At 63.1% G+C, this 23546-nt stretch carries 21 protein-coding genes; 8 read left to right on the forward strand and 13 right to left on the reverse strand.

Features of this window, described 5'->3' with window-relative positions:
- Positions 1 to 25: 25 nt before the first annotated feature.
- The 5 genes from RHIBR816_RS0115805 (at position 26) to RHIBR816_RS0115825 (ending at position 7034) form a co-directional block, all read left to right on the forward strand.
- Positions 26 to 1636 (forward strand): ABC transporter substrate-binding protein, encoded by a 1611-nt coding sequence (locus RHIBR816_RS0115805; RefSeq protein WP_026187047.1) that lies wholly within the window; start codon positions 26 to 28, stop codon positions 1634 to 1636.
- Between the two features lie 189 nt (positions 1637 to 1825).
- Positions 1826 to 2776 carry an ABC transporter permease gene (locus tag RHIBR816_RS0115810; protein ID WP_026187048.1) on the forward strand — a complete coding sequence of 317 codons (951 nt, stop codon included), beginning with the start codon at positions 1826 to 1828 and terminating at the stop codon, positions 2774 to 2776.
- Positions 2777 to 2778: 2 nt separating this feature from the next.
- Positions 2779 to 3639 (forward strand): ABC transporter permease, encoded by an 861-nt coding sequence (locus RHIBR816_RS0115815; RefSeq protein WP_034815361.1) that lies wholly within the window; start codon positions 2779 to 2781, stop codon positions 3637 to 3639.
- Positions 3639 to 5300, forward strand: a complete 1662-nt coding sequence (locus RHIBR816_RS0115820) for an ABC transporter ATP-binding protein (protein ID WP_018237543.1) — start codon at positions 3639 to 3641, stop codon at positions 5298 to 5300. The genes RHIBR816_RS0115815 and RHIBR816_RS0115820 overlap by 1 nt, the downstream gene beginning before the upstream one ends.
- 198 nt (positions 5301 to 5498) lie before the next feature.
- The gene (locus RHIBR816_RS0115825) at positions 5499 to 7034 is read left to right on the forward strand and encodes a gamma-glutamyltransferase family protein (RefSeq protein WP_018237544.1); all 1536 of its coding nucleotides are present in this window, start codon (positions 5499 to 5501) and stop codon (positions 7032 to 7034) included.
- Between the two features lie 36 nt (positions 7035 to 7070).
- Here RHIBR816_RS0115825 and RHIBR816_RS0115830 read toward each other — a convergent pair whose 3' ends face one another.
- The gene (locus RHIBR816_RS0115830; RefSeq protein WP_018237545.1) at positions 7071 to 7547 is read right to left on the reverse strand and encodes an Lrp/AsnC family transcriptional regulator; all 477 of its coding nucleotides are present in this window, start codon (positions 7545 to 7547) and stop codon (positions 7071 to 7073) included.
- Between the two features lie 246 nt (positions 7548 to 7793).
- On the opposite strand from RHIBR816_RS0115830, the gene RHIBR816_RS0115835 reads away from it, so the two are divergent.
- Positions 7794 to 9122, forward strand: coding sequence for an FAD-binding oxidoreductase (locus RHIBR816_RS0115835; RefSeq protein WP_018237546.1), 1329 nt, complete (start codon positions 7794 to 7796; stop codon positions 9120 to 9122).
- Between the two features lie 265 nt (positions 9123 to 9387).
- On the opposite strand, the gene RHIBR816_RS0115840 is transcribed toward RHIBR816_RS0115835, so the two are convergent.
- From RHIBR816_RS0115840 to RHIBR816_RS0115870, 6 genes are all read right to left on the reverse strand, one after another.
- Positions 9388 to 9825: a hypothetical protein gene (locus tag RHIBR816_RS0115840; protein ID WP_018237547.1), complete on the reverse strand. Its 438-nt coding sequence runs from the start codon at positions 9823 to 9825 to the stop codon at positions 9388 to 9390.
- Between the two features lie 224 nt (positions 9826 to 10049).
- Positions 10050 to 11366 carry an HlyD family type I secretion periplasmic adaptor subunit gene (locus RHIBR816_RS0115845; RefSeq protein WP_018237548.1) on the reverse strand — a complete coding sequence of 439 codons (1317 nt, stop codon included), beginning with the start codon at positions 11364 to 11366 and terminating at the stop codon, positions 10050 to 10052.
- Positions 11363 to 13123, reverse strand: a complete 1761-nt coding sequence (locus tag RHIBR816_RS0115850) for a type I secretion system permease/ATPase (RefSeq protein WP_018237549.1) — start codon at positions 13121 to 13123, stop codon at positions 11363 to 11365. Before RHIBR816_RS0115850 ends, RHIBR816_RS0115845 begins: the two co-directional genes overlap by 4 nt.
- A 525-nt stretch (positions 13124 to 13648) precedes the next feature.
- Entirely contained in the window at positions 13649 to 13966 is a 318-nt protein-coding gene (locus RHIBR816_RS0115860; RefSeq protein ID WP_018237551.1) for a hypothetical protein, read from the reverse strand.
- A gap of 64 nt (positions 13967 to 14030) precedes the next feature.
- Positions 14031 to 15293 (reverse strand): aminotransferase class I/II-fold pyridoxal phosphate-dependent enzyme, encoded by a 1263-nt coding sequence (locus RHIBR816_RS0115865; protein ID WP_018237552.1) that lies wholly within the window; start codon positions 15291 to 15293, stop codon positions 14031 to 14033.
- A gap of 186 nt (positions 15294 to 15479) precedes the next feature.
- A complete protein-coding gene (locus tag RHIBR816_RS0115870) occupies positions 15480 to 16199 on the reverse strand; it encodes a response regulator transcription factor (protein ID WP_018237553.1) in 720 nt (239 codons plus the stop codon).
- Between the two features lie 261 nt (positions 16200 to 16460).
- Between RHIBR816_RS0115870 and RHIBR816_RS0115875 the strand changes: the two genes are divergently transcribed.
- Both RHIBR816_RS0115875 and RHIBR816_RS0115880 read left to right on the forward strand, forming a co-directional pair.
- Complete coding sequence (locus tag RHIBR816_RS0115875; protein WP_026187050.1) at positions 16461 to 17381, forward strand: nucleotidyltransferase and HEPN domain-containing protein; 921 nt, start codon at positions 16461 to 16463, stop codon at positions 17379 to 17381.
- A gap of 146 nt (positions 17382 to 17527) precedes the next feature.
- Positions 17528 to 17758: a hypothetical protein gene (locus RHIBR816_RS0115880; RefSeq protein WP_026187051.1), complete on the forward strand. Its 231-nt coding sequence runs from the start codon at positions 17528 to 17530 to the stop codon at positions 17756 to 17758.
- Positions 17759 to 17857: 99 nt separating this feature from the next.
- On the opposite strand, the gene RHIBR816_RS0115885 is transcribed toward RHIBR816_RS0115880, so the two are convergent.
- From RHIBR816_RS0115885 to RHIBR816_RS0115910, 6 genes are all read right to left on the reverse strand, one after another.
- Positions 17858 to 18304 (reverse strand): type II toxin-antitoxin system VapC family toxin, encoded by a 447-nt coding sequence (locus RHIBR816_RS0115885; protein WP_018237556.1) that lies wholly within the window; start codon positions 18302 to 18304, stop codon positions 17858 to 17860.
- Positions 18301 to 18567 (reverse strand): type II toxin-antitoxin system Phd/YefM family antitoxin, encoded by a 267-nt coding sequence (locus RHIBR816_RS0115890; protein ID WP_018237557.1) that lies wholly within the window; start codon positions 18565 to 18567, stop codon positions 18301 to 18303. Before RHIBR816_RS0115890 ends, RHIBR816_RS0115885 begins: the two co-directional genes overlap by 4 nt.
- 393 nt (positions 18568 to 18960) lie before the next feature.
- The gene (locus tag RHIBR816_RS0115895; protein ID WP_018237558.1) at positions 18961 to 19662 is read right to left on the reverse strand and encodes a response regulator transcription factor; all 702 of its coding nucleotides are present in this window, start codon (positions 19660 to 19662) and stop codon (positions 18961 to 18963) included.
- 12 nt (positions 19663 to 19674) lie between these two features.
- Positions 19675 to 20451 carry an SDR family oxidoreductase gene (locus tag RHIBR816_RS0115900; protein ID WP_018237559.1) on the reverse strand — a complete coding sequence of 259 codons (777 nt, stop codon included), beginning with the start codon at positions 20449 to 20451 and terminating at the stop codon, positions 19675 to 19677.
- Positions 20448 to 22160 (reverse strand): acetolactate synthase catalytic subunit, encoded by a 1713-nt coding sequence (locus RHIBR816_RS0115905; RefSeq protein WP_018237560.1) that lies wholly within the window; start codon positions 22158 to 22160, stop codon positions 20448 to 20450. The genes RHIBR816_RS0115900 and RHIBR816_RS0115905 overlap by 4 nt, the downstream gene beginning before the upstream one ends.
- Complete coding sequence (locus RHIBR816_RS0115910; RefSeq protein WP_018237561.1) at positions 22157 to 23518, reverse strand: aspartate aminotransferase family protein; 1362 nt, start codon at positions 23516 to 23518, stop codon at positions 22157 to 22159. The genes RHIBR816_RS0115905 and RHIBR816_RS0115910 overlap by 4 nt, the downstream gene beginning before the upstream one ends.
- Positions 23519 to 23546: the final 28 nt, after the last annotated feature.

Below are 23546 nucleotides of genomic sequence, written 5' to 3' on the forward strand. Positions count from 1 at the left end.
CAACCACCAACGAATGGGGAACGACATGACTGACAAAATTACCAACTGGACCGGAAAAGACGACGCAGTCGTCGAAAACGCCATTCGCCGCGGCGCCACCCGCCGCGAGCTCCTGCAGATGCTGCTGGCCGGCGGCGTCGCGATGTCGGCCGGCGGCCTCGTGCTCGGCCGCGCCGGCAATGCGGTTGCAGCAACGCCGGTCGCAGGCGGCACGCTGAAGGCGGCCGGCTGGTCGGCTTCCACCGCCGATACGCTCGACCCGGCGAAAGCCTCGCTTTCCACCGACTACGTGCGCTGCTGCTCCTTCTATAACCGCCTCACCTTCCTCGACCAGGGCGGCACACCGCAGATGGAGCTTGCCGAAGCGATCGAATCCAAGGACGCGAAGACCTGGACCGTCAAGCTCAGGAGCGGCGTCACGTTCCACGACGGCAAGCCGCTGACGGCCGACGACGTGATCTTCTCGCTGAAACGCCATCTCGATCCGTCGGTCGGTTCGAAGGTCGCCAAGATCGCCGCCCAGATGACCGGCTTCAAGGCGGTCGATAAGCAGACGGTCGAGATCACTCTTGCCAATCCGAACGCCGATCTGCCGACGATCCTGTCGATGCACCACTTCATGATCGTCGCCGACGGCACCACCGACTTCTCCAAGGGGAACGGCACCGGCGCCTTCGTCAGGGAAGTCTTCGAGCCGGGCGTCCGCTCGGTCGGCATCAAGAACAAGAACTACTGGAAGGCCGGTCCGAACGTCGACTCCTTCGAGTATTTCGCGATCAGCGACGACAGTTCACGCGTCAACGCTCTGCTTTCGGGCGATATCCATCTCGCCGCCGCGATCAACCCGCGCTCGATGCGCCTCGTCGAGGCCCAGGGCGAAGGCTTCGCATTGTCGAAGACGACCTCCGGCAATTACACCAACCTCAACATTCGCCTCGACATGGAGCCCGGCAGCAAGCGGGACTTCGTCGAGGGCATGAAATACCTCGTCAACCGCGAGCAGATCGTCAAGTCGGCGCTGCGCGGCCTAGGCGAAGTCGGCAACGACCAGCCGGTTTCGCCAGCGAACGTCTATCACAACGCCGACCTGAAATCCCGGGCCTTCGATCCGGAAAAGGCGAAGTTCCATTTCGAGAAGGCCGGCGTGTTCGGCCAATCGATCCCGGTGGTTGCCTCCGAGGCGGCCACGGCATCGGTCGACATGGCGATGATCATCCAGGCCTCCGCCGCCGAGATCGGCCTGAAGCTCGACGTCCAGCGCGTTCCGTCCGACGGCTACTGGGACGATTACTGGCTGAAGGCGCCGGTCCACTTCGGCAACATCAACCCGCGCCCGACGCCTGACATCCTGTTCTCGCTGCTCTATACTTCGGAAGCACCGTGGAACGAGAGCCGGTACAAGTCCGAGAAGTTCGACAAGATGCTGATCGAGGCGCGCGGTTCGCTCGATCAGGAGAAGCGCAAGTCTATCTACAACGAGATGCAGGTCATGGTCGCCAACGAAGCCGGCACCATCATCCCGGCCTACATCTCCAACGTCGACGCGATCACCGCCAAGCTCAAGGGCCTGCAACCAAATCCGCTCGGCGGACAGATGGGCTATGCCTTCGCGGAGTATGTCTGGCTCGAAGCCTGACGAGGCAAACTGCTGGGGGTTGCAGCGGCGCCGCTGCAGCCCCTCTCCGATCTACAGCGCCGCGCGTCTTATCAGACGCGCAAAGGTGGCTGTAGCACTTTGAATTGCTGTATGTCTTTGTCCTTAAATCGAGGTCGATTTGAGCAGACATGCGGTAGTCCTTGTCTCGAATGCCGAAAGGGGGCGCGCGTGAATAGCCGGGTCCTATCTCTTGTCCTGAGCAGGTTGCTCATCGCCCTGATCACCCTGGTGATCGTCTCCTTCGCCGTCTTCTTCGCGACGACGCTCTTGCCGGGTGACACGGCGACCATCCTGCTCGGCCAGGCCGCCACGCCGGAAGCCGTCGAAGGCCTGCGCAAGGCCATGCATCTCGACGAGCCGGCCATCTTCCGCTTCCTGCGCTGGATCGTCGGCCTCGTGCAGGGCGATCTCGGTAGATCCTATGCCAACGAGATGCCAGTGGCGGATCTGATCGGCGGTCGCTTCGTCAACACCCTGAAGCTTGCTGGCGTCACTGCGCTCTTTGCCGTGCCGATCGCGCTGACACTCGGCATCACCGCGGCGATGCTGCGCGGTTCGCTCTACGACCGCATCGTCACCGTGCTGACGATCGGCGTCATCTCGGTGCCGGAATTCATGATAGCGACTTCCGCTGTCCTCATCTTCGCAGTCTATCTGAAGTGGCTGCCGGCGCTCTCCTTCGCCAATGAGATCCATAGCCTCACCGACATGCTTCGCATCTATGCCATGCCGGTGATCACGCTCACCTTCGTCATCTCGGCGCAGATGATCCGCATGACACGGGCAGCGGTGATCGAGACGCTCAATACGCCCTATGTCGAGATGGCGCTGTTGAAGGGCGCCTCCCGGCCGCGCATGGTATTCCGCCACGCGCTTCCGAATGCGCTGGGTCCGATCGTCAACGCCGTCGCGCTTTCGCTTTCCTATCTGCTTGGCGGCGTCATCATCGTCGAGACGATCTTCAACTATCCGGGCATCGCCAAGCTGATGGTCGATGCGGTTTCCACCCGCGACCTGCCGCTCATCCAGAGCTGCGCGATGATCTTCTGTCTCGGCTACCTGCTGTTGATCACCACGGCCGACATCATCGCCATTCTTTCCAATCCGAGGCTTCGATGACAATGACCACTTCGAGCACATCGACCACCTCCGTCCGAAAGTCGGGAAGCCGGCTCGGCTATCGCTTCAATCTCGTCGGCGTCATCGGCCTCGCGGTCATCCTGTCCTGGGCACTTGTCGCGGTCTTCGCGCCGCTGATCATCCCCTATCCGGTCGGTGAGATCGTCGACCTCGACTACTTCGGTCCGATGAGCCACGACTTCTGGCTCGGCTCCGACTATCTCGGCCGCGACATGCTCTCGCGGATCCTGATGGGCGCCCGCTACACGGTCGGCATCTCGCTTGCGGCCGTGACGATCGCCTGCTTCTCGGGCGTGGTGCTCGGCATGATCGCAGCGGTCGCCGGCGGTTGGCTCGACACGATCTTGAGCCGCTTCCTTGACGCGCTCAACTCGATCCCGAGCAAACTCTTCGGCCTCGTCGTCGTCGCCGCCGTCGGCTCCTCCATTCCGGTGCTGATCCTGACGCTGTCGGTGATCTACATCCCCGGTGCCTACCGCTTTTCCCGGGCGCTCGCCGTCAACATCAATGCGATGGATTTCATCACCGTCGCCCGCATCCGCGGCGAGAGCACGCTGTATCTCATCCGCTCGGAAATCCTGCCGAACATCGTCGGGCCGGTGCTTGCCGATCTCGGCATCCGCTTCGTCTTCATCGTTCTCCTGCTCTCCGGCCTCTCCTTCCTCGGCCTCGGCGTCCAGCCGCCCTATGCCGACTGGGGCGCGCTGGTGCGCGAGAACATCGGCGGCCTGCCCTTCGGCGCGCCGGCGGTGATGTTTCCGTCGCTTGCGATCGCCAGCCTGACGATCAGCGTGAACCTGTTGATCGACAACCTGCCGCAGAAAATCAGGGACCGCGCATAATGGCAAACCTCGTCGAAATCCGTGACCTGAAGGTCGAGGCAACCACCGATTCCGGACGCCGGGTCGAGATCATCAAGGGGATCAGCCTGGACGTTGCCGAGGGCGAAATCGTAGCGCTGATCGGCGAAAGCGGCTCGGGCAAGACGACGATCGCCCTGACGCTGATGGGATACGCCCGCCCCGGCTGCCGTATTTCCGGCGGCAGCGTTTCCGTCGCCGGCAAGGACATGGTCCGGCTCAGCGAAAAGGAGCGTTCCCGTATCCGCGGCACCGAGGTTGCCTATGTGCCGCAATCGGCCGCCGCCGCGTTCAACCCGGCCGCGACCATCATGGACCAGGTGATCGAGATCACCCGCATCCACCAGCTGATGACGCCCGATGAGGCGCGCGCCAAGGCGGTGGAGCTTTTCCGGGCGCTGTCGCTGCCCGAGCCTGAGACGATCGGCGGCCGCTATCCCCACCAGGTTTCCGGCGGGCAACTGCAGCGCCTTTCCGCCGCCATGGCGCTGATCGGCGACCCGAAGCTGGTGATCTTCGACGAGCCGACCACCGCGCTCGACGTGACGACCCAGATCGAGGTGCTGCGCGCCTTCAAGTCCGTCATGAAGGCCGGCGGCATTGCCGGCATCTATGTCTCGCACGACCTCGCCGTCGTCGCCCAGATCGCCGATCGCATCGTCGTCTTGAAGGGCGGCGAAATGCAGGAAACCGGCACGACGCAAGAGATCCTCACCAACGCCAAGCACCCCTATACGCGCGAACTGCTCGACGCCTTCGAGCCGAAGCCGCGCGGCGCGGCCGGTCCCGCCGAGCCTCAACCGGCGCCGCTTCTGAAGATCAACACGCTGGTCGCCGGTTACGGGCCGCGGCAGGCGGACGGTCTGCCGCTCGTGCGTGCGGTCCAGCACGTGTCCCTCGAAGTGGAAAAGGGCCGCAATCTCGGCATCATCGGCGAATCCGGCTGCGGCAAGTCGACCCTTGCCCGCGCCATCGCCGGCATCCTGCCCGCGGCTTCGGGCAGCATCCAGTTCGACGGGCGCGAACTCGGCCGTAGCGCCCGCGAGCGCTCGCGCGAACAGCTGCGCGAAATGCAGATCGTCTTCCAATATGCCGACACGGCGCTCAACCCGGCAAAATCGGTCGAGGATATCCTCGATCGGCCGCTCGCCTTCTACCACAGCATGGGCCGCAGCGCTCGCAGCGCCCGCATCGACGAATTGCTCGACATGGTGCGCCTGCCGCGCAACCTGCGCCACCGCCGCCCGCAGGAACTCTCGGGCGGCCAGAAGCAGCGCGTCAATTTTGCCCGGGCGCTCGCCGCCGAGCCGAAGCTGATCCTTTGCGACGAGATCACCTCCGCCCTCGACACGGTCGTCGCCGCTGCGATCATCGATCTTCTCAAGGAATTGCAGCGCGAACTCGGCCTCTCCTACGTGTTCATCAGCCACGACCTGTCGACGGTCCAGGCGATCTGCGACGAGGTGGTCGTCATGTATGGGGGCGAGAAAGTCGAGCAGCTTGCCGCGTCCGACCTCGCAATGGGGGCAAAGCACCCCTATTCCAAGCTGCTCTTCGCTTCCGTGCCGAAACTCGACACCGGCTGGCTCGACGGCCTCGACCAGCAGCCGGAACTGGCCCGCGCTTACGGTAGAGCCGGATAATCTGGCAGCCGAGGGCCGCACACGCTCCTCCTCCCGCTCGCTGCATCTATCCGCCAATCGGAGCCGATTTGCGGATAGATGCGCGAGATCAAAGTGCTACAGTCGCGGGCGCCTCAAGACCGGTAGAGCCAGGAGGGACAGTTGAGCACCCGCGATTTCTTCACTCCTAGCCGTGGGCCAAGCCTCGCGGGTGAGGCGATGATCGCCACGTCCCACCCGCTGTCGACCACTGCTGGGCTTGAGGTGCTGGCGGCGGGGGGCAACGCGGTCGACGCGGCAATTGCCGCCGTCTCGGTTCAATGCGTCGTGGACCCGCTGATGACCGGTATCGGCGGCGACTGCTTTGTTCTCTATGCGCCGGCGGGCGGTGAAGTCATCGGCCTCAATGGCAGCGGTCGCGCGCCCGCCGCGGCGAGCGTCTCCCGGCTGCAGGAACTGGGCGTAACCGAGATCACGCAAACCAGCCCGCATGCGGTCACCATCCCCGGCTGCATCGCCGCCTGGACGAAGCTCCACCGCGACCATGGCAGCCTGCCGCTCGACAGGCTCTTCCGCCGTGCCATCGGCTATGCCGAAAACGGTTATCCCGTCACGCCACGCGTTGCCTATGACTGGCAGAGGGAAGCCGGCATCATCGCCGGCGATCCGGGTGCTGGCGCCGTCTTCTTACCGCGCGGCCGGGCGCCGGAAGCGGGCGAGCGCCATGTACAGCCGAAGCTCGCAGAACAATTCCGCGCGATTGCAAGGGACGGAGCCGCGGCCTTTTACCTCGGCCGGACAGCGGAATCGCTGGTTGCCTATCTCCGCTCCATCGGCGGCCTGCATACGCTCGATGATTTCGCAGCCGCTGTGGATGGGGCCGACTACGTCACACCTATCAGCACCTCCTATCGCGGTCACGACGTCTTCGAGTGCCCGCCGAACGGACAGGGTGTCGCAGCTCTGATGATGCTGAACATTCTGCAGGGCTTCGAGCTCTCGGAGAAGATGCCGCCTGCCGACCGCATCCACCTGCACGCGGAAGCAACGAAGCTCGCCTATTTTCATCGCGACGCACTGCTGGGGGACCCCGCGCATCTGCCCTATCCAGTGGAAACCCTGCTGTCGGAACAGACGGCCGCGACGCTGCGGCGAAAGATCGCTATGGATACGGCCCTCGAGCCGAGGCTATGGAACGAGCCGGAGCACAAGGATACCGTCTATCTGTGCGCCGTCGACCGCGACGGCAATGCCATCTCCTTCATCAATTCGCTCTTCCACGCCTTCGGCTCCGCACGGCTCGACCCGCAAACCGGCATCCTGCTGCAGAGCCGCGGCATGTCGTTTCGCATGATCGAGGGTCATCCCAACGCCATCGGCCCCGGAAAACGGCCGCTGCATACGATCATTCCCGGCATGGTCCGCAAGAATGGACGGACGGTGATGCCGTTCGGCGTGATGGGAGGACACTACCAGACCGCGGGCCACGCTGCCTTCCTCTCCGGGCTGTTCGACCGCGGCCTCGACATCCAGCAGGCAATCGATGCGCCGCGCAGCTTTGCCCATGACGGCATCCTGGAGGTGGAGCCGGCAGTCGAAGCATCGGCGCTCGAAACCCTCGCGCTGCGCGGACATCGCGTTGAAACGGCTCTTCGACCGCTCGGCGGCGCGCAGGCCATATGGATCGATCACGAGCGCGGCGTTCTCATCGGCGGCTCCGACTCTCGCAAGGACGGGTGCGCGCTCGGTTTCTAATCAGTAACCGATATCGGAGCAGTTGCTCCGCGGGCTTCAGACCGGAAAGAGGCTGGTCAGCGGCATGTGCGATTTGACGATCGGCGATTTCAGCACGACATAGCTGAAGTACTTGTCGATGCCGACATCCATGTCGATCAGCCGCTCCATGATCGTCTGGTATTCGACGATGCCGCCGGTCACGAACTTCAGAAGATAGTCGTAACCGCCGGACACCAGGTGGCACTCCACGACGGAGTCGAGCTTCTCGACGGCCGCGAGAAACCGGGCGAAGTCGATCTGGCGATGGTTCTTGAGCGTGACCTCGGTGAAGACCGTGAGGGTCTGCCCGAGCTTGGCGATGTTGATCTGCGCCGAATAGCCGACGATGTAGCCCTCCGCCTGCAATTTCTTCACCCGCATCAGGCATGGGCTGGGCGAGAGATTGACGAGCTCGGCAAGCTCGACATTGGTGATGCGCCCGTTCTTCTGCAGTTCGTAGAGGATCTTGATGTCGATCCGGTCGAGTTTCATCGGGCGCTCTCCAATTGTTGCAGGGCCGGGTGCGGTTCCCTGCTCTGCTCAGCATTTTATGCGGCCTGGGCTCACTGACAAGCTGAATAAGCCTATTCTGCTCTGATAAGCGTATGAGATTTCGCTCAGAATAAGCATTGGCCAATGGCCGAGCGAACGGAAGAATATGCTGCGAACGCCTGATGTGCGGCAGTCTTGCTATTGCCGAATCGCTAGAATTCCGTTCGGTTATACCGGAGACCTTCGATGCCTGCCCCGCTTCTTCATATCGAAACGACGCCCGCCCTGCCCGCGAGCGCCGACGCCGTCATCATCGGCGGCGGCATTGTCGGGGTTTTTGCCGCGTATCATCTCGCGCGGCGCGGCCTCAAGGTTGCCCTCGTCGAGAAGGGCTTGATCGGCGCCGAGCAATCCAGCCGCAATTGGGGCTGGTGCCGCCAGCAGAACCGCGATGCCCGCGAACTGCCGATGGCGACCAAGAGCCTGTCGCTCTGGGAGAGTTTCGCCGAGGAGACCGGCGAGGACACCGGCTTCCGGCGCTGCGGCCTGCTCTATCTCAGCAATGACGAGAGCGAGCTTGCCGGCTGGGCGCGCTGGGGTGAATTCGCCCGCACCGTCGGGGTGACGACCCATATGCTGGACGGGATCCAAGCGAGTGAACACGGCGCGGCGACCGGCCGCCGCTGGAAGGGCGGCGTCATTTCGCCGACAGACGGGACGGCCGACCCGTCGCGCGCCGCGCCTGTGGTCGCCCGCGCCGTCATGAAGCTCGGCGGAACCGTCCACCAGATGTGCGCCGCCCGCGGCATCGAACTGGAGGCAGGCCGCGTCAGCGGCGTCGTCACCGAAGCCGGCACGATCCGCACCCGCGTCGCGGTGCTTTCCGGCGGCGCCTGGGCCTCTTCCTTCTGCCGGCAACTCGGCATCCGCTTTCCGCAGGCCTCGGTCCGCGCCTCGATCCTCTCCGTCGCGCCCGGCCCGAAAGACCTGCCGGCGGCGCTGCACACCGCCGCGGTCTCGGTAACGCGGCGCGGCGGCGACGGCGGGTACACGCTGGCGATCAGCGGCCGCGCCCGGGTCGACCCGACGGCCCAGCAGATCCGCTTTGCCCGGCATTTCGCGCCGATGTTCGCGCGACGCTGGCGCAGCCTTGCACCGGGCGGGATCGAAGGCTGGAAATCCGGCCATGAGACGCTTGGACGCTGGCGGCTCGACGCGCCGACGCCGATGGAGTTCAACCGCGTCCTCGATCCTCGCCCCGACCGGACGCAGATACGGCTGACCTTGGAACGGGCCAGAAAACTCCTGCCGGCTCTTGGAAAGGTGCCGGTCAGCGCCGCCTGGGCCGGCTACATCGACAGCACCCCGGACGGGGTCCCGGCGATCGGCGAAATCGGCTCGCTGCCCGGGCTGGTGCTGGCTGCCGGCTTCAGCGGCCATGGTTTCGGCATCGGTCCCGGCGCCGGCCACCTCGTCGCCGACCTCGTGACCGGTGAGCAACCGATCGTCGACCCCAAGCCCTATCAGCCGGACCGGCTGAAAGGCTCGGCCTGGGGCAAGGTCGCCGATTTCTGACTCGAAAGGACATGCGCGGCGGCGCAGGGCAACGAATCGCTGTGCGCACACTTCGCCGCTCCCGCGACCCTGGCGTCCGAAGATGCCGGGTTGCGCAGCGGCGAAGTGCTTCCCCCGCTTCGTATCCGGGCTGAAGACGTTCCCGAGACCACGTCACACTGGCCACGTCATTGCGGGAGCGGCGGACCAGCCGCCGAACATACCCTCTCCGCGGCCCGCATCGCGGGCCGCCAGCAGAAGCCGCGGTCGCGCAAACGTCGCCTGCTCAGCCGAAGAATATCTGACGCAGGCGTGCAAACAGGCCCGGCTGATTTTCGACAAGCATCGCGCGAATGTGACGTGAGGCCGTCGACGCACTGACCGTGGCGCCGAAATGGCAATAGCAGATGACCTTGTGCAACTGCTCGTCACTCAGTTCAAAGAACCGCTTCGCCTCGCCGTAGCTGTCATTGTCCAGTCCGGCTGTCCGAAGGACCGGGTCCTCGAATGCAACGGAGATCGGCGTGCCGTCGCTGCGCATCGTTGCGCGTACATGCGCCGGCTGATACTCGGTCTCGTGCAATGTCGAGAGCCGTCTGTGCGGGCTGCGCTCCAGGAGTTCCGCCCAGCGCTCCAGACGCTCGCTGCGCGACAGGGTCCGGCGTGGAAGGTCCTGTTTGACCTCGGCGACGCTTTGCAGTTCCTCGATTGCATGGTGCTTCATTGTGACCTCCTAATCACCTTAGTTGGTCCCCCATTCCACCTCATACGCCTGATAAAACTGACTCCAACCGGGCGGGAAGTCCAATCACGAAAATACCCGCAAACGCTTATCCGGCGCGAAGCGGCCGAATCCGGGCCAACCGCGCTCCGGCGGCGCCCGTCCACGCAAGATGGGCGGGCCTCCTGTGCCTGCTTGAGACGCGCCGGCCGTGTCGCGAGGCCGCCTCAATCCTCGCGGAATGCGTGCCGCATCTGGTCGGTGAGAGGTTTCGCCAGATAGGAGATGACCGTGCGGTCGGCGATCTTGATGAACACCTCGGCCGGCATGCCGGGATAGAGCGAAAGCCCCTTGAGCTTGGCAAGGCTTTCCGGCTTCGGGCGAATGCGCAGCGGATAGTAGCTGGCGCCGGTCCGCTCGTCGCTGACGAGGTCCGGGGCGACGGTCACGACCTCCGCCTCGACCTCTGGCGTCGTGCGCTGATTGAAGGCGCTGAAACGGATCTCGACCGGCTGGCCGACATGGATCTGGTCGATATCATGGGTCGCCACCCGCGCCTCGACGGTCAGGTCATCGGCCTCCGGCACGACCAGCATCAGCGTCTCGCCGGGATTGACGACGCCGTTTACGGTGTGGACGGCCAGCTGATAGACGCGGCCGGGCAAGGGCGCGGTGATGTCGAGGCGGCGCAACTGGTCGGTCGCCGCCGTGCGCCGCTCCTCATACTCGGCGATCTTCGCCTCGACGTCGGTTAGTTCCTTGGAGATCTCCGTGCGCCGGTCCTCGTCCAATTGCAGGATCTGCAGGTCGACCTCGCTCGACTTGCCGCGCGCCTGGGCACGCGAGGCGATATGCCGCCCGCGGTCGCCCTCGAGTTCCGCCCGCTGCCGCTTCAGCGTCGTGACGCGCTGCATCGGCACCAGTCCCTGGCCGTAGAGCGAATCGACCCCGACCAGTTCTTCGGCGATCAGCGCCAGGGCGTCCTCGATCGCCTTCAACTGCACGGTCAGGCCTTCGATCTCATCGGCCAATTGGGCCTTGCGCGATTGAAGCTGACCCTTCATGCCGATGAGCGCCGTGCGGCGGCTGGCGAAGAGCTTCTGTTCGCCGTCGACGAGTTTCGCCGCAGCCGCCCCGGAGATCAAATTCTCGAGGTCCTTGTCGATTTCGAACGACGCGGCGCCGATCCGCTCCGCCTGGAGCCGGGCGCGGCGTGCATAAAGCTGCGCCAGCGTGCTATCGACGATCGCAAGGTTCGCACGCACCGTGGTGCCATCGAGGCGGATCAGGACCTGGCCGGCTTCGACGCGGTCGCCTTCCTTGACCTTGAGTTCGCCGACAATGCCGCCGGTCAGATGCTGGACCTTCTTGACGTTGTCGTCGACGACGACCACGCCGCCGGCGACGATCGCGCTCGACAGTTCCGTCGTCGCCGCCCAACCGCCTACGCCGGCGACGAGCGCAAGCGCCAGGACCGAGACCCCCATCATGTGGCGAGAAAGCGAACGGCGCGCATTCGGCGTCTCATGTGTGCTGTCGCTCATTGTTTTGCCTCCTGGCCTTCCGAGACGACCTTCAGCGGCGCCGGACGATCGCCCTGTTGCGGCCTCAACACCTTGCCGAGCACGTCCTCCTTCGGACCGAAAGCCTGCTGCCGCCCCTCGTTCATCATCAGCACGAGGTCGGCGCTCTGAAGCGCACTCGGCCGGTGGGCGATGACCACTACGATGCCGTGGCGGGCGCGCACATTCATGATCGCCTCGCCGAGTGCCTGCTCGCCCTCCGCATCGAGGTTCGAATTCGGCTCGTCGAGGACCACCAGGAAGGGATCGCCATAGAGCGCTCGGGCGAGCGCGATGCGCTGACGCTGGCCGGCCGAGAGTGCGGTGCCGCCGTCCCCGATCTCGGTATCGAAACCGTTCGGAAGACGCAGGATCAGCTCATGGACGCGCGCCGCCTTTGCGGCCGCGACGATGGCCTCGGAGGTCGCATCCGCGGCGAAGCGGCAGATGTTCTGCGCCACGGTTCCGGCAAAAAGCTCCACGTCCTGTGGCAGGTAGCCGATATGCCGCCCAAGCGCGTCACCGTCCCATTGGTCGAGGGCCGCGCCGTCGAGCCGCACCGAGCCGCGATAGGCCGGCCAGACGCCGATGATGGCGCGCGCCAAGGACGACTTGCCGGAACCGCTCGGCCCGATGACGCCGAGGGCGCTGCCGGCGCGGACGGTGAAATTGACATCGGTGAAAACCAGCCGCTGCGCCGCCGGAGGTCCGCTTCCCAGGGCCTCGACTGTCAAGCGCTCGTGCGGGTTCGGCAGTGCCAGCGGCGCTTCGGCCTCCGGCAACGCCTTCAGGAGTTCCTTCAGTCGCTGCCAGCTCTGCCGCGCCTGGACGAGCCCGCGCCAGTTGCCGATGGCGAGCTCGACCGGGGCAAGCGCCCGGGCGGTCAGGATCGAGCCGGCGATGATGATGCCGGGCGAAGCCTGCCCCTCGATCACCAGCACCGCGCCAGCGGCGAGCACCCCGGACTGCAGCGCCATGCGAAAAACCTTGGAAAGCGCGCCATAGCCATTGCCGATATCGGACGTGCGCCTGTTCTGTTCGCGGAACTCGGTGTTGCGGCGCTCCCAGAGTTCGGTGAGCCGGCCGGTCATGCCCATCGCCTGGACGACTTCTGCATTGCGCTGCGAGGCCTGGGCAAAGGCGTTGCGAAGGCTTCCCGCTTCGGATGCCTTCCTGGCCGGCGCCTGGGTGCCGCGGTTGGTGAGATAGGTGAGCAGCGTCAGGATCAGCCCGCCGCCGATCGCCACGAAGCCGATCACGGGATGGAACAGGAAGCAGATTGCGACATAGAAGGGCAGCCACGGCAGATCGAACAGCGCCGCCGGCCCTGCGCTCGAAAGGAACGAGCGGACCTGATCGAAGTCGCGCAGCGCCTGCAGCCCATCCCCCTGCATCCGAAGCTTCAGCGGCGCCCTCACAACGGCCCGATAGATGCGGCCGCTCAGGCTCTCGTCGAGCGCGCCGGCGATGCGCACCAGCATGCGCCCGCGGATCAGTTCGAAGGCACCCTGAAAGGCATAGAGCAGCAAAGCCAGCAGACAGAGCGCGATCAGCGAGGGAATGCTGCGGCTCGGCAGAACCCGGTCATAGACCTCGAGCATGAAGAACGAGCCGGTAAGATAGAGGATATTGACGAGCGCGCTGGCAATGCCGACGCCGACAAAGGCGGATCGGCAATCGCGCAGGGCGGTGGCGGGATCGACGTTCCTGCCGTTCGATGCAGTGTAAGGTTCAGGCACTGGCCAAGGTCTCCAGGTAGGTATGTCCCGCCGCCGCGGCGGCTTTGATGATGGGCTTCCGGCGCCGGCGCGCCGGAGAAAGGGGATGCACGGTCATGTTCGTTATCCGCAGCTTAAATCATGCCGCATTAATTTTTCAAAGCGCGCACGGATCAGTTGTTCCCGGGGAAACAGAGTTTAATCCAAAGGTTGTTCGTTGGCCAACGGGCGCGTAAGGCAGTCGTGCGGCGTGTACCAGCACTTCGCTCGCCAACAGAATGGTTCCATTTGACCCGGAAAGGCTCTATGTGCGGGGCGACGCGAACTTGAGGTCGATGGGACACGCGCAGCTGCAGACGCACTTCTGGTAGTGCGACCAGGATGACCTCCCGACGGAACCGAGTGCTATTCTATTTCGGCTGATGATGGTGAGCGCCAGTCTCGCAGAGATCGACGGCCGTCGGCGCGCCAATAGGCAGGCGCTATGCCGGCTGCAACCTCAAAGCCCGAGAGCAATTTCGGACATCAGTTAGACAGCCTGGCACCTTAAATCGTGACAGGCTGCCCCTGACGGATCGAATACCAAGCGATTTTCTCTGGTGCAGATGGGAGGACGTCAACAATGGACTCTTCGAAAGCTGTTCTGATCGCGTGGGACGAAACGAGGTTCGTCGCTCCTACCTGCATTCGAAGGCCACCATCCACAGCCCCCGTAGCTGCATAACCATCGCTGAACACGAAGGTTTTTATAGTCCCATGGTCGATCATAAACTCGTAGTATCCGGCAAGTCGCAGGCGCGTTTGATCAACGAACCACGTCGTGTTCGGGAGGGAAATACGGCACTCAAAGACGAAAGCACGCATATAGCGCTTCCCGCTCCACGCACCTACTGTCTGGCCTGAAGCACGTTGAGTGCGTGAGCGTGAATTATCTAACCGAGGCATCGCCAATTTCTCCAAGAACGTCTTGGAGCGCGCTCCCCAACGCACGGATTTCATCCTGCGAGTGACCCGCTGTCGGGCACAGCCGCAGTCCCGCCCTTCCCTTCGCAACTGTGGGAAAGAAAATTGCCGACGTGTAACAGCCGCCATCCAGCAGGCCCCTTGCCGCCGCGATCGCCGTGAGTTCGTCACCCACTTCCACCGTCCGGATCGGCAGGGGTGAACCGTTTTGTTCCGTTGGAACAATGCTGTCGAAGAGGGCGATCCTCTTCCTGAGCGTCTGCTGAAGGAGCGCAAGCTCCTCCGTCCGATGCAGCTCCTGGGATGCCATTGCTGCGCCGATGGCTGCAACGTTCAGCGATGCCGAGAACGCGTGCGCTACGGCGAACCTGCGAAACAGCTCTTCCTGTCGCGCCGTGCCGAGCATGATCAGACCACCCGAAGCTCCGAATCCTTTTCCGAGCGACGCGGCAATGATCGTCCGTTCACCCAAGGAGCCTGCGATTTGAGACCTGGCGAAACCTTCCCCCCGCGCGCCGAAAATCGATATTCCGTGGGCGTCGTCGATGTAAAGAAACAGTCCGTATCGGTCTTGAAGCCGACGCAGTTGCTCGATGTTGGCGCTTCCGCCCATCGAATAAACGCCGTCACAAACGTAAGCGACACAGGGATTGCTGCGGCAGAGGGTCTCCAGGGCATCGAGATCGTTGTGCGCGATCGTCTCCACTCTGGTTTCGGCGGCGATGGTGCCTTTGTGAAAGGCAAGCGTTGCATGGGCTAAGCGGTCGAACACCATCACCGGCTTCTCACCGCCGGTCAGGTGTCCGGAGGCGATCAGCGGCAATGCACTCATGTTTGCGGCGAGAACAGTGGTGTAGGTGATCACCCGCGCGGCGAACAGGTCCGACAAGGCCGCCTCCAGGTCACCAAGGATCGAGAAATTGAGGCGCGTTCTTGCACATGACCAATGGAGCGCGCCGTATTTGTTCAGCGCCTCGATCGCGCCAGCGATTATCTTCGGATGGTTGTCAAGGCCGAGATAGGAACAGCGCACGAAGTCGACGACCTTGCGCCCGCGGTCGTGGGAAAGCGCCACGGCGCGGCCCTCGAGGGGACGCCCGTAAATCGCCATCAGCCCCTGAAAATGCGCGGCATCGAAATGGCTTTGGGCGTACTGGATCAGGCTGCTGGTGTTCCTTTGAGAACCGCCGCCCGCGATACTGCCTTGCCTTGGCGCTTTGTTTTCCATCCGAAATATCTCCCGATGCCTGAACATGAATGATTGGGAGGTTTACTTCGTTGACCGCCAGAATCAACAAACTATATGCAAATTATTTCCAAGCATCATTTTGCAAAATTGGCAATGTTGTTTCACAAATCAAACTTTATTGTTATGCAGTGCAAAACAACACGCGAATTGTGAACACGCTCCAGATCAGCCCGATCTCTCGTCCAGTTCGATGGCATAGCCCGTGGCCCGGACCGTGCGGATTAAAGTGCGGCCGGTCAGGCCCTCAAGCGATCGGCGCAAGCGACCGACATGCACATCCACTGTGCGCGGCTGAACGTAGCGATCGGGCGGCCACGCCGCCTCTATCAAGTCCGAGCGGCTGCGCACCCGGCCCGGCGCCTCCAGAAAGCACCGCAGCAGATTGAATTCGATCGGGCCGAATTGCACTTCTTGACCGCCATATCTGACGATACGGCGCCCAGGCTCTATACTCAGCGGCCCGCAGGCTCTTGCCTCTTCCAGATCCTCATCGGGCAGCCGGGCATGATTTGCGTCGTTCTTTGGCAGAGAACCAAGATAGGCCATCAGCCGCGCCGGCGAGATCGGGCGCACGAAGTTTTCGTCCGCTCCCGCCTTGAGCAATGCCAGATAATCCCCCGACGAAACGACGGCGATCGTCGGGACATGCGCGGTCGTGTCGGAGGCCTTGATCGCCGCACAGGCTCTCAACGCCGGGCCGGAATCCTCAGCGGCAACCAAAATGATTGCCGTGACGGGTCTCATCGCCGCCTGGTCCGCCACCTCGTTCTCGCTGACCAGGGTCGTCTGGAAGCCTTCCCGAGAGAGGATATATGCGAGCAACACATAGAAATTGGCGTCGTCCGAGCAGATCAGGACAGAGGGTTTCGTATGCTGAGCCTTCATCAGTCTTTGTCCTCGTCGCTGCTCTCGTCCCGAGATTTGATGTCACAAAAATCGGGAATAATACGTTCGTATCGGCCGTGTAACCCCCAAAAATTCATTGCATCAGTCTATAACAGCGACATTGACGCATAAAATTTGCATTTTTTCCTTCTTTTTGTTGCAACACCTTATTGAATTTCGGCGCGCGATAGGCACTCTGTGGATTCAGCGAACCGGGTTCGCTATGCATGCACGATGACCTCAGAAAGCACCGCAGAACCGATGAAGACCAATCTCGACCACCTTCCACATCGAAAGCAGCGCGAACTCGCGCGGATCGTCGAGGTGTTGCACGAGGAGTTCGAGGACGCCCTCAAGGAGGGAACGGCGGATTTCAAGAAGCTTGGCCGGATCCTGAAGATCATCCTCTTCGGGTCTTATGCCAGAGGAACATGGGTCGACGAGCCGCATACGAGGAAGGGGTACAAGTCAGACTACGACCTGCTTATCATCGTCAACAACCGGAAGCTGACGGATTTCGCGGCTTACTGGCACAAGGCGCAGGATCGCTTGCTTCGGCTCCAGGGGGTGGAAACGCCGGTCAGTTTTATCGTCCACTCTCGCCGCGAGGTGAACACCGCCTTGCGCGAGGGACGATATTTCTTCGTCGATATCCGCAAGGACGGTATCGTTCTCTACGAGTTGGACGACGAGCCCTTAGCCACGCCAAAGCCACTTAGTCCGGCTGACGAATACGAAACCGCGAGGAGGCATTTCGTTCGCATCCAGAGGGCAATTAATGCCCTGAAGCTCGCGCAAACGGCTGCAACTGAGTCCGTCATGTTCAACGACTCAGCGTTTCTCCTTCATCAAGCAATCGAGCATTCGTATGCGACGTTACTCCTCACACTGACGAACTACTCCCCTCCCTCGCACAATTTAAAGCATTTGCGTCAGTTGGCTGAAGACAGGGACCAACGTCTCGTTGATGTCTGGCCACGTGACAGGCAACGTCACAACGCCTGGTTCAACATCATCAACGAAGCCTATGTGAAAGCCAGGTACTCCGATCACTACGAAATCACCCAGGAGGCACTCGATTGGCTCGCGGAAAGGGTTGGCGACCTGATCGCCCAAGTAGAGCACTTATGTAAAGATCACCTCGACCGATTGCGCGTGGAAGCGGAAAACAGGAGCGATTGAGTTCACCTGTTCCACACTTCTCCAATAGGACACGTTTGCCAGGGACGGCACGATTTAACCCGAATGGGTTCTGTGGCTCGCGAATGCTGAGTTCCAACGTCCGGCAAACCCCTCGATCCCCTGCGCCGGACAGCAGGAGGTTCAGCGTGTCCAAAGTTTTTCGAATTCCCGCTTCCGGGGAGCACAGCCCCCGGCGAGACGGCTTCTGGCAAAAGCACCAACAGGCTGAAATGGTGGAGGCGGCGATCCATCTCTACGGCAGCGAAGCCGCAACGGCGGCGGCCTATTGCGCGCTCGAGGCCTGGACCGAACGCCGACACAGCGACTACGGCTTCTGGTTCGAGGTGTTCCTGCGGCTTAGAGACCGTATGGAGTAGCGGTGTTCATCTGCTCAGATGAACACTGAGCGGCATGTCGGGAGAAGCGAGGGCAACGTTCGTCGAGTTGGCCAAAATCGCGGGTTCCGATCGGCCGTGTTAGGGGGCCACTTGAACCGGTGATTTCACCTTGATCCCGAAAGGATGGAAGTGTTTCAGGTTCGCGGTGATAACCGTCAGGCGGTGAAAGCTGGCGGTTCCCGCAATCATGGCATCGGACGCGCCGGGATTGTGACCGGCTGCAATGGCCCTGGCTTCCAACTTGCCGCCTTCGCGTGCAACGTCCGCGTCTACAGGCAAAATCCTGTCGCCGTAACCGGCGATCAAGCCTTGCAAGAATAACGCGATTCCTGCCGCCTTGGCCCTCGCGCCCCTGGCTTCCAGAAGCCGAAGGCCCTTTTCAAGTTCGTGGACGGTAACGGCTGAGAGGTAGACCGCGCTAACCTGCTCCTGCTCTTCCAGCCAGTCCGCAAATTCCGGCGTGGCCGTGGCCCTGGAGGGCGAGAACATGGAAATCGCGTTCGTATCAAGAAGGTAGCCGGTCACAGATCGACCTCACGCGAGGGCGCCGGATTTCGGGCGAAAACATCGTCGTCAAGATCGATGTCGGCGGGGAATGATCTCAGGTACTGAACGAGGCTGGGGCGTTCCTTATGAAGCGCCTTCTTTGCCGCTTCCGCGGCTCCTACAGAGACGAGCACGGCAGCCGCGCGGCCGTGCCGCGTGATCGTGACAAACTCACCAGCGGCAGCTTGATCGACGATATTCGAAAAGCCGGCTTTGGCGTCCTTGAGGCTGATGGTTGACATTATGGCCTCCCAAGAGTGGTCATATGTGACCTTTTTAGGCGTTGCGGCCGATGAAATCAATGGGGACCCGCACTTTCAAGGCAGAGGGCGAAGTCGGTGCCTCTCCCCAACCTATCAGACGGGGCGGTTCCAGACCCGAGGGCGGGGTCCCACTCGGCTAGGGAAAACGCCGCGCAAATCACCCCTGATGGAGGTTTTCTACGGCACGTAGACGATGGTCCAGAGGTCGTCGGCGCGGTCGTCTTGGCGACCGGGATGAGAAGTTGCGCGGGCTTGATCGGCGTCGCCGTCCACATGCGCCGCTCGGCGGTCCGGGCGATCTCTGACTCCGCTTTTCCGAGAGCCTGTCCCGGCACGATAGCGCGGCTGAACCGCCTTGGAAAACGATCAAGTTCAAAATGGCTGATTGAGCGCGTCGAGCGCATAGCCAACGGATCGCACGGTGCGAATTACGTCTGGCCCAAAACGGTTGAGCGCACGCCTGACGTGGCCGATATGGATATCGACGGTGCGGGGCTCTACTTCGGCTTCTCGGGGCCAGCATGCCGCGATCAGGTCGTCGCGACTGTGCACGACAGCGGGCATCCTCATGAGATGCAGAAGCAGCCTGAACTGGAGCGCGGAGAGGTACACGGCGTGACCGCTCCGCGTGACTCGAACGCTCGGGACGCTCAGCTCAATATCCGCGTGCCTGTAGATCTGCTCGGGCGCGGCGCCTGAGCGTCTATCGTTTGGCAAGTTTGCTCGAATGCCCTCGAGGAAATCGAGCAGCCGACGTGGGTCGTAGGGACTGCATATGACGGCGTCGACCGCGGGGGTATCACGGCTGAATTCCGCTCGCGACGCGTTTGTCAACGCGGCAACGGGGATGCTGTCACCACCCGCCTCCCCGATGCGGCGGCAAAGGCTAAATTCCCCCGGGCGAGAATCGGAGCAATCGGCCAGTACGGCCAGCGGCTCTTCGGCCCGGATCGCAGCAAGCAGCTCGCTTTCATGAACGCACAGCCGAACGGGGAAACCTTCCGCCTCGAGAATATACTCCAGGAGAAGGAAGAGTTCGGGATCGCCCGTATAAATCAGCACATCCGCATGCATAGGACCTCCACCTCAGAGCGGCGCATACTCTCCGCCGTTGACGTCGAGCGTCGCGCCGTTGATGAACGCCGCTTCGTCGGAGGTCAGGAAGCCGATGGCGGCCGCGACCTCCTCCGGCTCGCCCATGCGACCCGCCGGAATGCGGGCAACGGCCGCGCGGTTGACCGCGCTGTCGCGCGGCCCGGCCATGTCGGTGGCGATCCGGCCGGGCGCCACGACATTCACTGTGATCCCCTGCGCGGCGTGGCGTGCCACGAGCGAACGGGCAAGGCCGGAAAGTGCGGCTTTCGAAGCCACATAGGCTGTGCCGGCAATCCTCGGCATGGCGCGCCCGGCGATGGAGCCGACGAACACGATCCGGCCAAAGTGGGCTTCGACCATGCCCGGCAACGCCGACTGGCAGCACAGCATTGTTCCGGTCAGGTTGACGGCAAGAACGGTGTTCCATTCCTCGAGCATGATCTCCTGGAATGGAGCGGGGCCATCTGGCCCCTTCGGCGAGATTCCGGCGTTGCACACCAGGATCTCGGCCTTGCCCCAACGCTCATCCAGTTCGCGAAAGAAGGCCGCTATCTGCGCCGGTTCGGCCAGATTGACGACCCGCGCAAACACGCGCTCGGTGCCGAACTCCCGCGACAACACCCGGGCGGCATTTTCGACATTGGCAGGACTCTGACCGAAGACGGCGACCCGGCATCCACGCTTGAGCAGATGTCGGGCCGTTGCCAGCCCTATTCCCGAAGTGCCGCCGGTCACGACGGCAATCCTTTGTGTGGTATCGCTCGTCATGCTGCTTCATCCATCTTGGCGAAGAGCGAGAGCGGAGGATGCGCTTCTGGATCGGTCATCACCTCGATCAGAAGCGGCCCCTCCTCCAGGCCGCGCTGCAAATGATAGGCAAGTTCGCTCGGATCCTCGATGCGAACCGCCGGGCAGCCGCAGGCCTCCGCCAGTTTCGCGTGGTCGACCTCGGCGAAGTGGCATGCCGATGTGTAGCTGCCGAACTTGACCGTCTCCGCATCGCGTTGGAAACCGAGAATGCCATTGTTGAGAACGACGATGGTGACCGGAAGCTTCATCCGCACCATTGTCTCGAGCTCCGCCCAGCTGTGCGCAAAACCGCCGTCGCCGACGATGGCGATGACCGGCTTGTCCGGCCGGGCGACCTTGGCGCCGATCGCAAGCGGCACGCCCCAGCCAAGCCCCGCCAGGCCACGCGGCGTGATGAAGCGCGTCCCACTCGCCGGCGCCCGCAGCTGGCCCAATGCCCACATGGACGAATAGCTCGCGTCGGCAACGACCGTAATGTCGTCGGTCAGCAGGTCCTGGAGCTCTGCCATCACTCGCTCCGGGCGGATCGGGCGCGAGCGCGATGTCGCCACCTCATGCCGGTCAAGCTCGAACCGCTTCCAGTATTCGGCGATCGATTCCTCCAGCCCGGCGCGATCGGCATGCCGCCGCGTGAGGTCGACGCGGCTGAGCGCCGCTCGCAACGCCGCAAGCGTCTCCCGCGCGTCGCCGACGAGCCGGACCGATTCGTAATTGCGCCCGATCTCCACCGGATCGACATCGATGTGCACGACCGTCGCGTCCGGGGGGATTTGGCGCCAATTGTCGGTGCCGTTCTGGTTGGTTCGCGTTCCGATCAGAAGGACGAGATCCGCGCCCTCGACCAAGACAGACGAGTGGCGTCCGAGCGAGCGTGGGCCGACCATCGAGCCGAGTACGCCGGCCGACAGCGGATGGTATTCGTCAACCGCTCCCTTGCCCATGTTCGTGGTGAAGACCGGCAGGCTTGCTTCCTGCTGTAGGCCAGCAAGCTCCGCCGCGGCGCCGCCGCAATGAACGCCGCCGCCGGCGATGATGATCGGCGCTTTCGCGGCGGCGATGAGAGAGGCGACCTCTGCCAGTGCACCATCCGAGGGGCGGACGCGGTCCAGCGGCCAATGGCCCAGGTTCCTCGAGCGCGCGGCTGTCGGCGCTTGCGCCTCGCTACGAAGAAGGTCGGCCGGCAGCAGCAGAGCGGCCGGTCCGGCCCGGCCGGACGTTGCGGCCGTGAACGCGGCATCCACATAGTCGTCGATGCGGTCCGCGACGGTGACGCGCCGCACCCACTTGGTGCAGGACTGGAAGAGCGCGACCTGATCGAGGTCCTGGAAGGCGTTCCGGTCCGTTTGATCGCGCTCGACATCCTGAACAAGCGCGACGATCGGGACGCTGGCCTTCAGCGCCTCGGCCAGCGGCGGCACGAGCAAGGTTGCGGCCGGACCGTTTTGCGCGGCGACGACACCGACCTTGCCGGAGACCCGAGCGTAGCCGTCCGCCATTGCGCCACCCATGTTCTCCTGCCTATAAGCAATCTGGCGAATGCCGATCGCTTCCGCCGCGAGAATGACCGCCGACGGCAGGCTTTGGCCGAAGATGAATTCGACCTCGTGGCGGCGAAGAGTGTTGGCGATACGCTGCGCAACGGTTTCGATGGGATTCTGCGTGGTCATTGGGCGCGCTCCTTTCCGGATTGGATCTCGGCCTCAAGAAATTCGTCGAATGCACTGAGGATGATGTCGATGTCGCTGTCGACCATCGCCGTCGAGAGGCAGGCCGCGGCGCCATACGGGAGCAGGATGCCCGTTTCCAGGAAATGGCGGCTCATTCGTCGCATGAGCGACGTCTCTTCGGCGCCCGGATAGGCGTCGCGGTACTCGCGCGGCGCGACGCGCTTCGGGTGGATCCGGAAGAGCGAGGTGGCGCCGGTCACCGAAAACGACGCATCGCGCCTGGCAATGCTGGCCCTCAAGCCGCTGCGCAGTCTATCCCCCATCGCCTCGAGGCGCTCGAAGGCGTGCGGCGTCATCGCCGCCATCGCCACCCGGCCTGCGACCATCGAAACCGGATTGGCCGAAAACGTGCCTCCTTGCGACAGCAACGGCTTTTCGTCTGCGGTGCCGAACACGCGCATTACCTCCTCGCGACCGCCGATGGCGCCAATCGGAAAGCCGCCTCCGATGATTTTGCCGGCCGTGATCAGATCGGGGTTCAGGCCATAGCGTGCCGAAGCCCCGGCATAGCCTTGCCGAAGATTGAGCACCTCGTCGGCGACAATCAGGATTCCGTGCTTGCGTGCCGTGTGCGACAACGCCTCGACGAAGCCAGGTTCCGGAGGCATCAATCCCGCCCGGCTGGGCATCGGATCAATCAGGACACAGGCAATGCGGTCGCTCGCCGCGCTCAGGCGTGCTTCGAGACCCTCGATGTCGTTGAAGCGCAGAAGGTGCACCTCGTTCGCCACGCTCGGCGGCGTGCCCCGATAGGCCGGAGTCGCGCCAGGCGCCGGCTCCCAACCATCTTTGTCCGGTGCAACACCCTGCCCGGCCTCTGCCCAATCATAGGCGCCGTGATAGGCGCCTTCGATCCGTGCGATCGCTGGCCTGCCGGTGAAGGCGCGCGCCGCCTTGATCGCGAACATTACCGCTTCCGTTCCGCTGTTGACGAAGCGGACCCGCTCCATTGCGGGTATGCGAGCCGTCAGCAGTTCCGCAAGCGCGATTTCATGCTCCGTCGGGTTGGCGAAACAGGTTCCCGAGCCCAGCAGATCGACGACTGCCTCCGCGACCGGCGCGAAGCCGTGCCCGTGGATGAGCGTGGTGAAGTTGTTGTTCAGATCGAGGAGGCGGTTCCCGTCGACGTCGACGAGATAGGCCCCCTCGCCGCGCTGGACATAGATCGGGAACGGGTCCCTCTCCACCGTGGCGCGGGTGGTTCCATCCGGGAACACGGCCTTGGCGCGGTTGAATAAATGCTTGGACCTACTGCGGGCAGGCGCCTGCCGCAGCCTGATTGTTGCTTGAACGAGCATAGTTCCGGCTTCCTGAGGTGAGAAATCG

It is taken from the genome of Ensifer sp. BR816, from assembly GCF_000378985.1.
In the GTDB taxonomy this organism is placed as follows: domain Bacteria; phylum Pseudomonadota; class Alphaproteobacteria; order Rhizobiales; family Rhizobiaceae; genus Sinorhizobium.

Bases quoted from the DNA above. Each gene is read 5' to 3' on its own strand.
- RHIBR816_RS0115805 (WP_026187047.1), top strand. From the start codon at position 26: ATGACTGACAAAATTACCAACTGGACCGGAAAAGACGACGCAGTCGTC.
- RHIBR816_RS0115815 (WP_034815361.1), top strand. From the start codon at position 2,779: ATGACCACTTCGAGCACATCGACCACCTCCGTCCGAAAGTCGGGAAGC.
- RHIBR816_RS0115820 (WP_018237543.1), top strand. From the start codon at position 3,639: ATGGCAAACCTCGTCGAAATCCGTGACCTGAAGGTCGAGGCAACCACC.
- RHIBR816_RS0115825 (WP_018237544.1), top strand. From the start codon at position 5,499: ATGATCGCCACGTCCCACCCGCTGTCGACCACTGCTGGGCTTGAGGTG.
- RHIBR816_RS0115830 (WP_018237545.1), bottom strand. From the start codon at position 7,547: ATGAAACTCGACCGGATCGACATCAAGATCCTCTACGAACTGCAGAAG.
- RHIBR816_RS0115835 (WP_018237546.1), top strand. From the start codon at position 7,794: ATGCCTGCCCCGCTTCTTCATATCGAAACGACGCCCGCCCTGCCCGCG.
- RHIBR816_RS0115840 (WP_018237547.1), bottom strand. From the start codon at position 9,825: ATGAAGCACCATGCAATCGAGGAACTGCAAAGCGTCGCCGAGGTCAAA.
- RHIBR816_RS0115845 (WP_018237548.1), bottom strand. From the start codon at position 11,366: ATGAGCGACAGCACACATGAGACGCCGAATGCGCGCCGTTCGCTTTCT.
- RHIBR816_RS0115860 (WP_018237551.1), bottom strand. From the start codon at position 13,966: ATGCGTGCTTTCGTCTTTGAGTGCCGTATTTCCCTCCCGAACACGACG.
- RHIBR816_RS0115865 (WP_018237552.1), bottom strand. From the start codon at position 15,293: ATGGAAAACAAAGCGCCAAGGCAAGGCAGTATCGCGGGCGGCGGTTCT.
- RHIBR816_RS0115870 (WP_018237553.1), bottom strand. From the start codon at position 16,199: ATGAAGGCTCAGCATACGAAACCCTCTGTCCTGATCTGCTCGGACGAC.
- RHIBR816_RS0115875 (WP_026187050.1), top strand. From the start codon at position 16,461: ATGAAGACCAATCTCGACCACCTTCCACATCGAAAGCAGCGCGAACTC.
- RHIBR816_RS0115890 (WP_018237557.1), bottom strand. From the start codon at position 18,567: ATGTCAACCATCAGCCTCAAGGACGCCAAAGCCGGCTTTTCGAATATC.
- RHIBR816_RS0115895 (WP_018237558.1), bottom strand. From the start codon at position 19,662: ATGCATGCGGATGTGCTGATTTATACGGGCGATCCCGAACTCTTCCTT.
- RHIBR816_RS0115900 (WP_018237559.1), bottom strand. From the start codon at position 20,451: ATGACGAGCGATACCACACAAAGGATTGCCGTCGTGACCGGCGGCACT.
- RHIBR816_RS0115905 (WP_018237560.1), bottom strand. From the start codon at position 22,160: ATGACCACGCAGAATCCCATCGAAACCGTTGCGCAGCGTATCGCCAAC.
- RHIBR816_RS0115910 (WP_018237561.1), bottom strand. From the start codon at position 23,518: ATGCTCGTTCAAGCAACAATCAGGCTGCGGCAGGCGCCTGCCCGCAGT.